This window comes from Wujia sp. (assembly GCF_056872695.1).
Genome location: NZ_DBMFCD010000006.1, coordinates 36968 through 52032 on the forward strand (window position 1 = coordinate 36968; position 15065 = coordinate 52032).

The window sequence follows — 15065 nt, forward strand, 5'->3', positions numbered from 1 at the left end:
GTTTTATACGTTCTTCTTACTCTACAACGTAAGGGATAAGAGCTACGTGTCTTGCTCTCTTGATTGCAACTGTAAGTGCACGCTGATGCTTTGCACAGTTACCGGTAATTCTTCTAGGAAGAATCTTACCTCTTTCAGAGATGTATCTCTTAAGCTTGTTTGTATCCTTGTAATCAATTACTGCATTCTTCTCTGCACAGAATACACAGACCTTTTTTCTTCTACGAATTGGTCTTCTCTTCATAGGAGCGTCTGGACGATCGCTCTTCTCTGTCTTATTGTAAGCCATTGCTAATTACCTCCATTTAATTTCCTTACTTAAATGGTAAATCGTTGCCTGTCAATCCTGTTGGAATATCCATAAATCCATCTGCACTGGCATTTCCCGGTGCCGGTCTGTCTTCCTGCTGATATCCACCGCCATTGTTTCCAGATGCATTCTTGCTCTCTGCAAACTCCTGCTCTTCTACGACAACCTCTGTTGTATAAACCTTGTTGCCATCTTTATTTGTATAGCTGCCTGTCTGAATACGTCCCGTAATCGCAATCTTTGTACCCTGCTTCAAATACTTCTCAGCAAACTCTCCGTTTCTGCCAAAAGCGACACAGGAGATAAAATCTGCTGTCTGCTCATTTCCAGAATTGTCTCTTCTCTGGAATCTACGGTCAACTGCAAGTGTATATCTTGCGATTGCTAAAGGCTCTGCAGCCTGTGAATATCTAACTTCCGGATCACGAGTTAAACGACCCATCAAAATTACTTTGTTCATCGGAAATCCTCCTAACTACTACTCTGCGTCCTGTCTAACACAAAGATATCTGAGAACAGATTCCATAATACGAACACTTGCTTCGATCTGAGCTGGAGCTTCAGCGTTTGCATCAAACTGAATGAAGTAGTAGAAACCTTCCTTCATCTTCTGAATCTCGTATGCTAATCTCAGCTTGCCTTTTTCGTCAACGTTTGTGATTGTGCCGCCTGCCTTCTCGATAATAGCCTTAGCCTTATCTACAACAGCAGTTCTTGCGTCATCATCAATCTTTGCGCTAACAACCAACGCTAATTCATACTTGTTCATGTTATTGCACCTCCTTATGGTCTATTGGCCTCCGAACTGGTCGGAAGCAAGGAATATAAAAATATATCACAGAGTTAGATATTATCATACGATATTTTATTTTGCAAGCAATTTCTCATTTTTTTCTTCATAATTTTTTATTTTTTCGTCATTATAATAATGTACAAATCTTTCCCTTGCATCCGGTTATTGTATTCACATAGCATTTGTGTTACATTAAATCATATATTATCACACAGCAGCGTGATGATCTGTACGTGTTGCAGTGTGCTTCATTTAACAGTAACTACATACTATTAGGAGGGTTTTATTACAATGAAAGATGAAACAAAATGCCTGCATGCAGGCTATACACCAAAGAACGGAGAGCCACGCGTTCTGCCTATCGTCCAAAGTACAACCTATGTTTACGAATCTGCTGCAGAGGTTGCCGGAATCTTTGACGATCCAACAAAGGGACTCTGTTATTCCCGTTTCGCCAACCCGACAGTCATGGCGGTCGAAGAGAAAATTGCAGCCTTAGAAGGCGGTGTCGGTGCCATGTGTACCACTTCCGGTCAGGCAGCTACCCTGCTTTCCATCCTGAATATCTGTCAGGCTGGTGACAGCATCATCAGTACCCCGGAAATCTACGGCGGTACAATCAACCTTTTCTCTTTTACTTTAAAGAAGCTTGGCATTGAGTGTATCTATGTTGATAAAAATATGTCCGACGACGAAATCAAAGCATGCTTCAAGGAAAATACGAAACTTGTATTCGGCGAGACGATTGCGAATCCGGCGCTGACTGTATTTGACATTGAACGCTTTGCAAATATCGCCCATGCAATGGGAGTTCCATTGATCGTGGACAACACCTTTGCAACTCCGATTCTCTGCAAACCATTTGACTTCGGTGCCGACATTGTCGTACATTCCACAAGCAAATATATGGATGGACATGCCGTTCAGATTGGCGGTGTCATCGTGGACAGCGGTAAATTCAACTGGGATAACGGTAAATTCCCGGAGCTTGTAGAGCCCGACGAATCTTATCACGGAACCTGCTACACCAAATCCTACGGCAACATGGCATATATCATCAAAGCAAGAATGCAGCTCATGCGTGACTTCGGCGTGTATCCTGCCGCACATTCTGCATTTCTGTTGAACCTCGGATTAGAAACACTTCCGGTTCGTATGAAACAATATACAGAAAATGCAATGGCAGTTGCAGAATACCTTGAAAAAAGCGACGCTGTTATAAGTGTCAGTTGTCCGGCACTTCCTTCGGATCCAAACCATGCACTTGCAGAGAAATATCTCGGTGGCAAATCCTGCGGTGTCATCTCCTTTATCATCAAAGGTGGACGCCCGGCAGCCGCAAAGTTCATGGATTCGTTAAAGCTTGCCTCCAACGAAGTGCATGTTGCAGATATCCGTACCTGCGTCCTGCATCCGGCAAGCGAGACACATCGACAGCTTTCCGATGAACAGCTGGTTGCCGCTGGTATCGATGCCGGTATGGTTCGTTTCTCTGTTGGTCTGGAGAACATCGACGATATCCTGGAAGATTTAGATGCCGCGTTAAAAGCAGCTATGGAATAATTTATAGATTATGCATCCATAAGAAAAAGGGTTGAGATATCTCAACCCTTTTTCTTATTCTGCCTTATATCTGCAATTCCAAAACACTTCCAAGAATCGCTTTCGGTTCCTTCACCTTTCGCTCTTCCGCATAAAAAGCTTTGTTATATTCTTGTAGTTTCTGCATAGATATTGGCTTATCCGCATCCTCATACATCTGTGCATTCTTTGCACTGACCAGATTTGCCATACTGATGAATCCCGGTTCAATCACAACCCCACTATCTTCTATCGGAGTTTCCGATTCCTTTGCCGGTCCCCACCATTTCATTCCAATCGTATCCGCATATTCCTCCGTTGGTGTCTCACACAAAAACTCCAACGCATACTGCTCTACCTGCTGCTTCGTGCATACAATCTTCCTGCATCCCGTCACATGGCCTTCCTTGTCCACACGACCAATCAATGCCGGATATGTGTCCACGCTATTCAGATAATGACAATCAATTACATGCATCCGAAGTTCCGTACGTTTGATACCACGCCGTTTTAACAAAACCGCAATATCCGGTTTCACATTCATCATCCAACGTGCAAGCGGATTACGATATTCACGTTCTTTTCCGGACCACCCGTTGATATGCTTTCCAAGGTCAAATCCTGGGTTCTCCATATCCAGTTCCTTGTCCAGATTGTAGATTTCCGCCACATTCACTGTCTTTACATCCACATCCTCCAACATAGCCCCCTGCGCCTCCTCACCGGCATACAGAGCCCGCAGCTTCCGGTTTGCAAATGTCAGGAGCTTTCGGTTGAATTCTGCCTTGCTATCCACATAATTAAAGTAGTCGCGTAGGAATTCCGGCATGTAATACGCCTGTATCACTTCGTAAGTCTTGTTTGCATAATTGTCAGAATCGATCTTGACACGTTTGCATCCATTCATAATCTGAAACAGATACACAGAAAATTGAGCCTCATCCCTGCACAAGGAACGCTCTCCATTTATATAGTCATTGATCAATATGTCCATATGTTTTACCACCGTCTATTTTATCTTAATAATCAAAGGTATATATACCCAGCTTCGCAGCGGATCCCTTTGAAAAATGCCAGTACATTGGCGAACCTTCACATTCCAGTATTACATAAACTGTCGCACCATCAGATACATCACTGAAATCCAGATCCGGATAATTCTCACGGATATCCGGTGCATCACCATTGGATGCCGTAAATGTACCTGTATATGTTCCGGCATATTCCTCATCGTTTGACACAAGAGACACTGTTACATCTCCATCAAATAATCCATCTACCAGATTACCGGAACGTGTCACGGTAACTAGCTCATCGCCGGCATCCTCGTTGACAGATGTCTCAGTACCCGCACCATTTGGTTTATCGTTACTCCATGCACCTTCATAGACAAGATATGCCTGATTGTAACCATCCATCTTTACAAACAATGATCCCTGTCCACTTCGGACACCATTCTCGTAATCTCCATAATAGAAGTAATATCCGGAACTCAGCAGAGATGAATATGTGTAAACTCCTGCACCCTTTCCCGTGTATGAGCTATCATAACCATCTGTTGCATAAATATAAGAAGTACCATCCATATTTGCGACAACCGTGCTGGCATTTTCAGAGCCATCTACATCCATCATACCTGCATAATCAGAAGCGGACATCAGACTGATTACCTGTTCCATCAGATCATGTCTGGCTGTCATCAAGGCACGTTCTGACTCAATCTTCTCTGTATAAGAAGAGAAATCCACATCTGACATGCTGTCTGCATATGTATTGATAAAGGACTCTGCCTGATCATACTGCTGTGTGTTCATCATATCATCCAGAACAGCATATGCACATTCTTTTCTTCCACTCAGGGCTGACTCATTGGTACTGTCAAGATCAAGAGCATCTCCATATGCAGCAATCTTATTTTCATAATCAGAATTGTCCATCGCATCCGCACGATCTACATATGCAGCCACAAGATTCTTCTTCAGACCACTGTCATTGGTCAGATCATACCCTTCCTTATACGCATCAATCAAAGAGTCTGTATCACTGTAAAGATCATCTGCATACTCATAAAATGCAACAATATCTTCAAGATTCTCTGTAACCTTGTCCGCATCAAAACCAGTGATTGTAGTACGGAACTCTGCAAAATTCTCCCTTGCTGCATCACTTTCACCGGAGCCAATCTGTGCCGCCAATAATCCATTCATAGCAGGAACCCGGTCAGAAAAGATTCCAAGTGCCGCCTCATATGCAGTCACTGCCTCTTCATAGCTGCTGTCTGTCATTGCATTTTCTGCGGTATCCATCTTCCGCTCATACCGCTTCTCCGGAGTAAAAAACAGGAAATATGCACCTGCTCCCAATGCCAGTACTGCAATAACACAGATAGTTACAATTAAGCCAGTTTTTTTCTTCTTTGGCGTACCATCCTTATTTACTTTTGGCTGTTTTGGTGCCTTTGCTTTCTTCTCTTTTGGAGCTTTTGGTGGTTTTGGAGCCTTTGGTGGCTTTCCACCATTCATCGGTGGCATCTGTCCATTATTCGGCATCATTCCCATCGGTGCTCCCATTGGTCCGTTTGGCATCTGCCCCATCGGTGCTCCCATTGGTCCGTTTGGCATCTGCCCCATCGGTGTTCCCATTGGTCCGTTTGGCATCTGCCCCATCGGCCCATTTGGCATCTGCCCCATCGGTGTTCCCATTGGTCCGTTTGGCATCTGCCCCATCGGTGCTCCCATTGGCCCATTTGGCATCTGCCCCATCGGTGCTCCCATCGGTCCGTTTGGCATCTGCCCCATCGGCGGAATCATCTGTGTCTTATCCTCAAACTGCGGTACTCCCGGCGCCGGAGCAGCCCCCATCATAGCTGGATCTGGTCCCGTCAGAACTGTTGTTGCACCTTCTGCATTATCGTCATCGGCTACTACCCTATCATCTGCGCGTAATACCGTTGTCGCACCCTCTTCTTCAGCGTCAGCTTCTGCATCCATCGCGCGCAACACAGTAGTTGCGCCCTCTTCCTCATCCACATCATATCTGGATTCCGGATTTTTATTTTCGTCCATATCATTTCCTCCTGCAATACTGCAATACCTTCTTTACAGTTTATACTTTTTCTACCTCATATGTCAACATACTTTCTCGTATTTCACGAACGATTTACCATTCTTCTCTGTTTTTCAGGCTCTGGATTTCCTCTGTAGTAAGTTTTCGATATTCCCCACAGGCAAGTGACTCATCCAGATACAATGGTCCCATACGCAATCGTTTTAAATAAAGCACCTGCATACCAACCGCTTCAAACATCCGCTTAATCTGATGATACCTGCCTTCTGTAATTGTGATCTCGATCTCGCTTTCACTTCCCGCCCTATAGATCTTCATTTCTGCCGGAGCTGTGAGCATCTCATCGCCGATATCTACGCCCTCAGCAAATGCAGCAACCTCATTTTTTGTGACCATACCTTTGATTCTGGCATAATAGGTTTTCTCTACATGTTTTCCCGGTGCCAGCAGATCATTGGACAATTTTCCATCATTTGTTAAAAGCAACAGACCCTCTGTATCTTTGTCCAGTCGTCCAACCGGAAATAAGTCCCTGCGTTTTTGCTCTGTAATCAGGCTCACAACAGTTTTTTCATGTGCATCTTTCGTTGCTGATACCACGCCCTGCGGTTTGTGCATCATATAATAAGAAAAGCTCTCATACACGACCGGTTTGCCCTGTACACAGACTACATCCTGTGCCGGCTCCAGTTTTTCCTCTGCATGCACACACGTCTCGCCATTAACGGTGACCTGTTTTGCTTTCAGCAGTCCTTTCACATCCCTTCGGCTGCCAAAACCCGCATCTGCCAGATATTTATCAATTCGTATTTTTGCCATTTTATACCAGTCCTCCCGTTTCCAGACAAAATAAAAAGATCCACAGTCAACCCGCGGATCTTCCCATTCTTATATCAATCCTCTTGGGGAGATTGAACTATACATTTTTTTACTAACTAAAATAAGCTGTCATAGAAGCTGCCAACTGACGTTCCTGCCACTGTTCCATACCGATCGTATAATACAGAAGAGGAATTCGCAGATGCGTCGCTTGCAAGCTGTAACATGCGGCTCTGAGTATTGCTTCCGAAGGAGAAATCTCCTGTGAAAAGCTTCTTCACATCAGACATATCTGCAGATGCAAATGCTTCCTCATCAAATGTCAGTGTATTATCGTTCTTTACCGTAATTCCGATCTTGGCTAATGCACTCGTATAATTTCCAGTCTGGGCCTCCAGTCTGGATGCATTCTTCAGAACGCCTGATTTATCAGAATTCTGTGCACTCTCCATCGCACTGTTGTAGTTGCTGACAAACTCCTTCACATTCTTCCGGATCGTATCTGTATCGCCATTCTGATACAGTTTCTCATCCTTCAATGTTTTAAGATCCTTCCATACGCTTTCTGCTGCAGACTTTGTCGCAGTATCCTCGGTCTTTGTATCTGTATCGTTCTTAGAAAACTGCTTCTGTGTCGCTTTCTTCGCACTATCGTTCGAATAATAATGCTTTGCAAGCTTCAGATAACTACCGTTCCGAATGGAGTTGTAATCGCCAAGAAGTCCCATCAATCCAGTGCCCGAATTATTAGAAGATGTTCCAAGCATGCTATTAAAAAAATTACTGCTAATATTCATACTCATATTTTCACTTCCTTTTTACATTTCTCCTGTTATTCGTTCTTACCCGTAGTATACTATATTTCCCACCGATTTGTAAAGAGCTTTACGGATTTGCGGTTGTTTCTGCAGTTGTTTCCTCTGTTGTTTCCACATCATCACGTTTGAGATAGATTACCTCATCCGTATATGCGCCCGTATCATCCACTGTTTCTTCCCAGATTGTTGTACATGCCTCATCCGTATATGCCTTATACTCTAATAAAGCAAGCTGCACCGGTATGTCAGCCGGAATAAGATAACTGTTCTCTAACCCTTTTCCTTCCATAACACGAAAAGTCACAGTCCGCATGTTGGTTGATGCGCGTGCAGTTTCTATGACCTCCGGATATGCATAAGAATTCCCTTCCGTTACCCAGGAATAGGACACCTTTTCACCGTTCGAGTCATAGCAATAATATTCCAGTACCTTATAATTAGCATCCAGAATATATTTGAATACATACGATGCATTGTCATTCTTATAATTTGTTTCCACTACGAGATCACCATCTTCGCGGTAGATATCCTTGATCGTCTGATCCGCCTCCGTGAGTGAAATGATCATATCGTTGTGGTTCGTGTTGATGATCGCATCTGCCACATTTGGTTCCGGATAAATTAATGCATAACACGTCTTATCCGAATCAATCAGATACCAATAGCCATATTCTTTATCAAGCACCTGTACAATTCCATTCGAATCCTCATACGCCTGCAGATATGTACCATCCTCTGCAAAGCCAAGGAACTGATATTCCGAATACACCTCAACACCATCACTATAATAGATTGTGTTCAGACTGTAATTGTTTCCCCCCGCAAGCAATGTGTCCCCTTTGTTTGCATCATAGATTGCTTCCAATGTGACCTTCTTATCTTCCTCCGAAGCTTCCTCGCGCTTTTTTTGTTCCTCGGTTGTACTCTCCGCTTCCTCCCGGATATCCGCCAGAATATCTTCGGTTGTCGTCGCATCGCTCTGCGATGCTGCCGCTTCGGTTGTCACAAGCACCAGCTTATCTTCTTTCCCACATGCAGTCAGTGCAAGCATCGCCGCCGTCATCACACTTGCCGCCCATAATTTTGACTTCCTCATAAGTTCTCCCTCCCGCTTACATGGCTGCTGTCCAGCGTTCACGCGCACACCACATTAAGCCTGTCTCTTCACTACACGTATCACAAGTTTCTTTACTTCTGCAAATTCACCCATCTTGAAATATGCTGCAAACATCAGCAGATTTGACACGATTACAGACACAATTGCCTTCAGAATCAGTGCCAGAATTCCAACACCCAGTATCTGACTTGCAACCAGATAAGTAAGTGTACATACAATTGCTGTCACAATTGTATAATATAAAAGCTTGCATATATATTCCCATGCATTCCGCTTAAACAGTACTGTAAACAGGTTATGCAGAATCCACGGCATACCAACAACCAGCACGGAAATAACGGTAGACAGGATAACACCATAGATACCGATAAACTGCACAAGAATAATATTCAGCACCAGATTCACAAGTGCCGTCACAAGCGGGCGGAATCGGTCTTCGTGCCAGATTCCGGCTGCATCTTTGTAGGTGATCAGGATCTGGTTTACCTGGCTGATGAAGAAATACACAACCATGCAGACAACAACTGCAAACGGAAGCATCCGCTTCTCTGTTACCCAGAGCCGCATGAACGGCTGATACAGACAGAGCATAACTGCACTACACATACCGGCAAGCCACATTATAATAAACGAGAGCTTCTTCAAATCCGTATAGTTTTTTTCTTCCGACTCCATCAGAATACTGTTTCCGATACCTGCAGTACACGATACGAACACAACATTCATGATTCCGGTTACCGCTGTCAGCACATAGTAATAATTGTTGTAAAATGCATTCGCAGCAAGTCCTAAGAATGCCGATATAACAATCGTATCCGCAGACGACACAATGACCTGTCCCACCTTCATGGTGAAGAGATCTCTGATACGGTTATTGATTTTCTTTACGGTCTCCTTCGGCAGCTTTCCGACTGCCTTATACTCCGGATACATCTTATTCGCAAAATATGCCGTTACCAGATTCGTCACGATCTGTGTGAAGATCTGTACAATCAGATAGATATAATAATCGCCGATTGTCATAACGACAACTAACTGTGCCGCATACTGGAACGTATTCGTCACAAGCATGACCTTGCTCGCCACATCATTTCTCTGGTGTGCGGTAAGCAGACTGTTCTTGTACGCGAGCAGCCAGTATGACATACAGGTACAGAACAGATTGAGCAGATAGACCGCATAGATGCTCACGCCCTCCGGCATATCGCTTTTAACAAGATACGGAATAAACGGCGTCAGAATTCCGCCGATGACCGCGATTACCAGTCCGATGATCCGGTAATATTTCTGATATAATTTTAACAACGCGCAGATCTGCTCTTTGTCATTGTCAATGATCGGCTGGTACATGGAATACACCATCGCCGAACCAACGCCCAGCTCCGCGAGGTTCAACACCCACAACACCGAACCAAACAAGCTGTTCAAGCCGAGATATCCATCGCCCATGTAGTACATGATTGCTGTACGCATGATGAACGGAAGCAGTATCTGATAGCCTTTCAAAAACATGCCAAACACAACATTTCGTGAGGCATTTCTTACACGGGTTTCCTGTTGCATAACATTCCTCTTTCTACTACGAACTTATGATTCCTGTGTAGAATCAATATAGACACGCGGTACACGCTGGGAGATATTACATACGATCTCATCGACATTCGTCTGCAGCAGATCTGCCATCCACTGGATAGAAAGTGCTCCGCCAAGCAGTGTTACCTGATCATTTCTTTCAACATCCGGGATATCTGTCACATCAACCATGCACTGATCCATACAGACTCTTCCGATGATCGGTGCTTCCTTCCCACGGATCAGCACCTTTCCACGGTTTGACAGATCTCTGCGATATCCATCCGCAAATCCAACCGGCAGGGTTGCGATCTTCGTCGGGCGTTTCGTCACGAACGTACCGCCATAGCCGACTTCGGTTCCTGTCGGAACTTCTTTCACCATAACGACATAGGTGTACCAGCTCAAAATCTCCTTGAAATTTTCTTTCTTAAATCCTTCTTCATCGATCGGATTCAAGCCATATAAGATATCTCCGGCACGTACCATGTCAAGCTGTGAATCCGGCATCAGCAAGATTGCCGGACTGTTCGCCACATGATATTTCGGAAATGTGATTCCCATCTCTTTTAATTTCTCTGTCATACGCAGGAAGCGGTCAAGCTGCTTTTTTGCACTCTTATGATCGTACTCGTCCGCCCGCGCAAAATGCGTGAAAATACCTGTCATATGCAGAGATTCCATCTGGGAGATCTCCTTGATTGCTTCAAGTGTCTCATCGTTGTCCGGGAACCCGATCCGGCTCATTCCGGTGTCAAGCTTGATCTGAATATTCTGCTTTCTGCCCTGTCGTTTCGCTGCCTCGGCGACTGTCTTCGCGTATTCCACCGAGAACACCGGGAAATCCAGATTGTAACGGACTGCCTCATCCAAGTCATAATCCCTGGTATCTCCAAGCACCAGAATCGGCTCTGTCGCGCCATGCTCGCGCAAGGCAACGCCCTCGCTCCACAGCGCAACCGCATAGTTTGTCACACCGCATGCTTTCAGCGTCGGATACAAACCTTCCGCGCCATGCCGGTATCCGTCACCCTTTAAAACCGCCATCAGTTCGACACCCGGTTTTAATTTCTTGCGGATCTCTGCTAAGTTATTTTTCAGCATACCAAGATCTACGACGGCTGCTGTTCTTCCCATCCAAGGTTCCATACAATCTATCATACCTTTCCATTTATCAAGTACATCAAAATTATCTAAAATAAAACACAATCGAGCAGGTTCATACATCCTGCCCGATTTACTTTCTACACAGATTATCTCTGTACAATTCTTACATCAATTCATTCATTGAATCTTTGATGATATCCAATCCGCGAATCAATTCGGCATCAGTTGCCACAAGCGCCGGCATCAGTTTCAACACATTGTTGTCCCGGCCTGCACGTTCCATGATCAATCCCTTTTCAAAGCACTTGTTACAGATTGCCAAAGCAAGCTTTCCATCTGCAACCTGGACGCCCCAGATACAGCCGATTCCCCGGATTTCTACACCCGGTCTTGCAATGTTCTCATCCATATATTTGCGGATGATTCCCTCTTTACGCTTTACCTCAGCCTCGACCTTATGGTCAAGCATATATTCCAGTCCTGCCTTCGCTGCAACCATAGAAAGCTGATTTCCACGGAACGTTCCGTTGTGTTCGCCCGGTGACCAGATATCTAACTCCGGCTTGAACATTGTCAGGGCAAATGGCATACCATATCCACCGATGGACTTCGACATTACGAACATATCCGGTATGATACCTGCACGCTCGAACGAGAAGAATGTTCCGGTTCTTGCACATCCTACCTGAATATCATCCACGATCATCAAAATGTCATACTTATCGCACAGCGCGCGGACACCCTGCAGGTATTCATTGGAAAATACGTGCACGCCGCCTTCTGCCTGTACGGTCTCGATAATGATTGCTGCCGGTTTCTCCACACCTGAGTGGTCATCCGTAAGCAATGTCTCCATATATTTGATTGTATCAAGCTCCGGGAACATATATGGTGCCGGAATGTGTGTAACATCATTCAGGCATACACCTGCGCCGCCACGGCTGCCCGCATCACTTGTGAGAGACAATGCGCCAAGTGTCATACCATGGAAGCATCCCATGAGTGCCCAGATCTGATTTCTCTTCTTTACTTTACGAGCCAGCTTCAATGCAGCCTCTACGCCATTGGTTCCGGTTGGTCCAGGGAACATTACCTTGAAATTCAACCCTCTTGGCTGTAACACCTTTTCTTCAAAGAACTGCAAAAACTCTTTCTTCGGAACGGTCATCATATCCATCGAATGCATAATTCCATCACTCATCAGGTATGCAACCATCTTTTCCTTAATATAGTCATTGTTATGTCCATAGTTTAAGGCTCCTGCTCCGCAGAAGAAATCTATATATTCCTTTCCATCGATATCCTTCATGATAGAGCCCTTTGAAGTTGTAAATACAGCTGGAAAACTTCTACAATAAGATCTTACTTCCGATTCATAATTTTCAAATACTTCAACGCCATTCATAATCAGCACCTCCTAATTCTTGTGTATTGCCTTCTACCCGAATCAATCCGTCGAAGACGGCACCTTGCAAAGATGCCTTTTATGTGCTTGAATTTGTTAATAGCCAAGCTATAATATACTCCTCATTCCCCCACTTCGCAAGTGAAAAAAGAATGAATTCTATGTTTTGGCCTTAAGATAATTCCAAATCCGGCTTATCAAACTCTTTCATCTTCTGGTTATACGCATCCCGCATCGCATCTTCATACGGTATTTTCTCCATATCCGCGCTTAACATACGCAGAAGATAATGTGTGAAATCCGGGTTTGCCACGAGGATTGGTCCAAGCATATAAGTCGCAAGGATTTTTCCTTTGCGGATTCCCTCGAATACCGACTTCGGATTCATACCGGTTCCCATCTCAACCTTGCAGAAGCTCTCCTGCTCCGGAATTCCAAATGTATGGGAGAAACGGCTTGTATAACCAAGCAGTGTGATGTCATCGAATTTTGCCTTCATCAATGTATTGAAACGGTTCGGTGTCTGTCTGACTGAATAGCTGTTTAAGTACGCCAGTGCCTCCACCTTGCTGCCATCTTCCCGCTTAATGTATTTGCCAAGCAGTTCGAGCGCATTTCCAACGAATAAAAATACCGTCTTCTCTGCATCAAATGCACGGAAGATTTCTTCCTTCAGAGGAAGCAGACGGCTTAAGATCACTTCCTGACTCTTCTCGCTCATTGAGCACATATATACCAGATCAATATCCTCTGTCAGAAACAGCGGCTTCGCATTCAGTGTTGTCTCTACAAATTCTGCATCCGGTAAGCAGAGCTTCAAGTATTGCATATTTCCTTTGTCACCATATAAGGTACAAAGTTCCGGATAAAGGATTTCAATCTTCATTATTTTTCATCCTCCAGTCTCTTCAAAAGCTTCTGCTTCATCTTGCAGGAAATACCATAGGTATCGCAGTCGTATAAGATGTACACCTTATCGGCGCCCTCTAAGTTCACTTTATCAACCGCTGCGACCTCATCGAGATCCCATGCAATCTTCTCCTCCGGGATTCCGGCGATCAGCGCACGCACGCGGTGATCGAGACATCTTGGTCCACAGCAGACAACCTGCATTACATCGTCTCTTGCAAACTGCTCATATTCCAGATCGTAGATCCAGCCGATAAACTCGATACTCTTCTGTCTGTCGCTGAAGTCATCCTCTGCGATCATGATGACCTTCTTACCAGGCTCTTCTGCCACATACTCGAACGTACGGCAGGAGCTGACTGCGCTCTGTCCTTTGCTGAGCGCCTGAACGACTGTCACATTTCCAACCTTCGTCTCGCTGTAACGGGATTCCGGCACATGAATCTCTGCGATCCGCTTCTTCACTTCGTCGGAAGAATATCCAAGCTCCCGCATCATCGTGATTACAGTCAGTTCATTATAAATATTAAACAACGCATCATGGATCAGTGCGTACTCGATTTCGTTTCCATCCTTTTCACAGACAATTAACTTCTTGCCTTCCTTGTCGACCTTCGTTGCGAGATAATCTGCATCTGCAGACTTGTAATCGCAGTTCGGACAATAAGCATTTCCAATATGATGATAACGAAGGTAGTTGAACTTCAGCTTCGTACCACATTTTGGGCATAATGTATAATCGGCGATCAGGTTGTATGGCTCAGTCCTGTCATCATCCTGCTTTCCGATACCGAAATAAACATGCTCGCTGTTCGGCTTTAAGTTGCTGCTGCACTGCTCGTCTGCATTTAAGATCAGCTTCGTTGTGTCCGGGCAGTATGTGTCAATGACACTGAAAATGTAGTCCGGATGTGCGTTTCGCTTCAGTGAATCGCGGAACAGGTTCGTCACAACGAGATAATCCGGCTTTACATATGGAAGAATCAGACGGGATGCACGCTCGTCCACCTCGAATACGGTCGCATCGACGCGGCATCTGCCAAGCCAGTTTACGCTGTTCAGCAGGTTTGTCACGCAGCCCGGTACGATATTCGAACCGGTCCGGTTGCTCACTACCTTCTTGCCTTCCTTCTCCAGCATATCAGTCAGCATGTTTGATACGGTCGTCTTGCCGTTCGTACCTGTCACGCAGATACAGAGCGGTGCCTTCGGTGCCTGCGCCATGAAATCCGGGCAGATCTTTCTCGCAACAACGCCTGGGGTATGCGTGCCGTTGCGCCCCGAAAGGCGGATAATGACTTTGCTGAATTTTGCAGCCATGACTGCGATATGATAACGTAACTTCGACATGATTGTCTCCTTTGAATTTATATGAAAGTACAATATCTACTGTGTAAAATCCAAGACATTATATATCTTGTGGGTAGGATTGTCAATGTATGGAAATTCTGTTTACTGAATGTTCCATTGTTTCTGTCCTGCCTGCTGATTGGAGCAAATCTCCCGACTGGGGATGCTGTACTCCAACCGGTTTTTTTGCCCAGTTCCACATTTGGAGTAATTTCTGT

Annotated in this window: 14 protein-coding genes; 1 reads left to right on the forward strand and 13 read right to left on the reverse strand. The window is 44.8% G+C overall.

Annotated features, from left to right (window positions below; all coding sequences use genetic code 11):
- Positions 1-16 precede the first annotated feature (16 nt).
- Genes rpsR through rpsF form a run of 3 tightly spaced genes read right to left on the reverse strand, consistent with a single transcriptional unit; the run spans position 17 to position 1079 of the window.
- Positions 17-289: a 30S ribosomal protein S18 gene (rpsR, locus tag ACZQK9_RS07200; RefSeq protein WP_021984140.1), complete on the reverse strand. Its 273-nt coding sequence runs from the start codon at positions 287-289 to the stop codon at positions 17-19.
- Positions 290-314: 25 nt separating this feature from the next.
- The gene (locus ACZQK9_RS07205) at positions 315-770 is read right to left on the reverse strand and encodes a single-stranded DNA-binding protein (protein WP_117780326.1); all 456 of its coding nucleotides are present in this window, start codon (positions 768-770) and stop codon (positions 315-317) included.
- Between the two features lie 18 nt (positions 771-788).
- On the reverse strand, positions 789-1079 hold the full coding sequence (rpsF, locus tag ACZQK9_RS07210; protein ID WP_021984141.1) for a 30S ribosomal protein S6: 291 nt from the start codon (positions 1077-1079) through the stop codon (positions 789-791).
- Positions 1080-1394: 315 nt separating this feature from the next.
- Between rpsF and ACZQK9_RS07215 the strand changes: the two genes are divergently transcribed.
- Positions 1395-2666, forward strand: coding sequence for an O-acetylhomoserine aminocarboxypropyltransferase/cysteine synthase family protein (locus tag ACZQK9_RS07215; RefSeq protein WP_178017027.1), 1272 nt, complete (start codon positions 1395-1397; stop codon positions 2664-2666).
- A gap of 64 nt (positions 2667-2730) precedes the next feature.
- On the opposite strand, the gene ACZQK9_RS07220 is transcribed toward ACZQK9_RS07215, so the two are convergent.
- From ACZQK9_RS07220 to ACZQK9_RS07265, 10 genes are all read right to left on the reverse strand, one after another.
- Positions 2731-3678, reverse strand: a complete 948-nt coding sequence (locus tag ACZQK9_RS07220) for a hypothetical protein (RefSeq protein WP_216508064.1) — start codon at positions 3676-3678, stop codon at positions 2731-2733.
- A gap of 25 nt (positions 3679-3703) precedes the next feature.
- The gene (locus tag ACZQK9_RS07225; protein ID WP_483270145.1) at positions 3704-5749 is read right to left on the reverse strand and encodes a hypothetical protein; all 2046 of its coding nucleotides are present in this window, start codon (positions 5747-5749) and stop codon (positions 3704-3706) included.
- Positions 5750-5843: 94 nt separating this feature from the next.
- The gene (locus tag ACZQK9_RS07230) at positions 5844-6569 is read right to left on the reverse strand and encodes a pseudouridine synthase (protein ID WP_483270146.1); all 726 of its coding nucleotides are present in this window, start codon (positions 6567-6569) and stop codon (positions 5844-5846) included.
- 116 nt (positions 6570-6685) lie between these two features.
- Positions 6686-7372, reverse strand: coding sequence for a hypothetical protein (locus ACZQK9_RS07235; RefSeq protein ID WP_483270147.1), 687 nt, complete (start codon positions 7370-7372; stop codon positions 6686-6688).
- Between the two features lie 82 nt (positions 7373-7454).
- Positions 7455-8483 (reverse strand): hypothetical protein, encoded by a 1029-nt coding sequence (locus ACZQK9_RS07240; RefSeq protein ID WP_483270148.1) that lies wholly within the window; start codon positions 8481-8483, stop codon positions 7455-7457.
- Positions 8484-8537: 54 nt separating this feature from the next.
- Entirely contained in the window at positions 8538-10067 is a 1530-nt protein-coding gene (locus tag ACZQK9_RS07245) for a lipopolysaccharide biosynthesis protein (protein ID WP_483270149.1), read from the reverse strand.
- Positions 10068-10091: 24 nt separating this feature from the next.
- Positions 10092-11213 (reverse strand): alanine racemase, encoded by a 1122-nt coding sequence (alr, locus tag ACZQK9_RS07250; protein ID WP_483270150.1) that lies wholly within the window; start codon positions 11211-11213, stop codon positions 10092-10094.
- A 133-nt stretch (positions 11214-11346) separates the two neighbouring features.
- Positions 11347-12588 (reverse strand): diaminobutyrate--2-oxoglutarate transaminase, encoded by a 1242-nt coding sequence (gene ectB, locus ACZQK9_RS07255; RefSeq protein ID WP_483270151.1) that lies wholly within the window; start codon positions 12586-12588, stop codon positions 11347-11349.
- 172 nt (positions 12589-12760) lie between these two features.
- Entirely contained in the window at positions 12761-13474 is a 714-nt protein-coding gene (locus ACZQK9_RS07260; RefSeq protein WP_483270152.1) for a hypothetical protein, read from the reverse strand.
- A complete protein-coding gene (locus ACZQK9_RS07265; RefSeq protein WP_483270153.1) occupies positions 13474-14847 on the reverse strand; it encodes a MurT ligase domain-containing protein in 1374 nt (457 codons plus the stop codon). Before ACZQK9_RS07265 ends, ACZQK9_RS07260 begins: the two co-directional genes overlap by 1 nt.
- Between the last annotated feature and the right edge of the window lie 218 nt (positions 14848-15065).

Bases quoted from the DNA above. Each gene is read 5' to 3' on its own strand.
- ectB (WP_483270151.1), bottom strand. From the start codon at position 12,588: ATGAATGGCGTTGAAGTATTTGAAAATTATGAATCGGAAGTAAGATCT.
- ACZQK9_RS07260 (WP_483270152.1), bottom strand. From the start codon at position 13,474: ATGAAGATTGAAATCCTTTATCCGGAACTTTGTACCTTATATGGTGAC.
- alr (WP_483270150.1), bottom strand. From the start codon at position 11,213: ATGGGAAGAACAGCAGCCGTCGTAGATCTTGGTATGCTGAAAAATAAC.
- ACZQK9_RS07225 (WP_483270145.1), bottom strand. From the start codon at position 5,749: ATGGACGAAAATAAAAATCCGGAATCCAGATATGATGTGGATGAGGAA.
- ACZQK9_RS07230 (WP_483270146.1), bottom strand. From the start codon at position 6,569: ATGGCAAAAATACGAATTGATAAATATCTGGCAGATGCGGGTTTTGGC.
- ACZQK9_RS07235 (WP_483270147.1), bottom strand. From the start codon at position 7,372: ATGAGTATGAATATTAGCAGTAATTTTTTTAATAGCATGCTTGGAACA.
- ACZQK9_RS07245 (WP_483270149.1), bottom strand. From the start codon at position 10,067: ATGCAACAGGAAACCCGTGTAAGAAATGCCTCACGAAATGTTGTGTTT.
- ACZQK9_RS07265 (WP_483270153.1), bottom strand. From the start codon at position 14,847: ATGTCGAAGTTACGTTATCATATCGCAGTCATGGCTGCAAAATTCAGC.
- ACZQK9_RS07215 (WP_178017027.1), top strand. From the start codon at position 1,395: ATGAAAGATGAAACAAAATGCCTGCATGCAGGCTATACACCAAAGAAC.
- ACZQK9_RS07205 (WP_117780326.1), bottom strand. From the start codon at position 770: ATGAACAAAGTAATTTTGATGGGTCGTTTAACTCGTGATCCGGAAGTT.
- rpsR (WP_021984140.1), bottom strand. From the start codon at position 289: ATGGCTTACAATAAGACAGAGAAGAGCGATCGTCCAGACGCTCCTATG.
- ACZQK9_RS07220 (WP_216508064.1), bottom strand. From the start codon at position 3,678: ATGGACATATTGATCAATGACTATATAAATGGAGAGCGTTCCTTGTGC.
- rpsF (WP_021984141.1), bottom strand. From the start codon at position 1,079: ATGAACAAGTATGAATTAGCGTTGGTTGTTAGCGCAAAGATTGATGAT.
- ACZQK9_RS07240 (WP_483270148.1), bottom strand. From the start codon at position 8,483: ATGAGGAAGTCAAAATTATGGGCGGCAAGTGTGATGACGGCGGCGATG.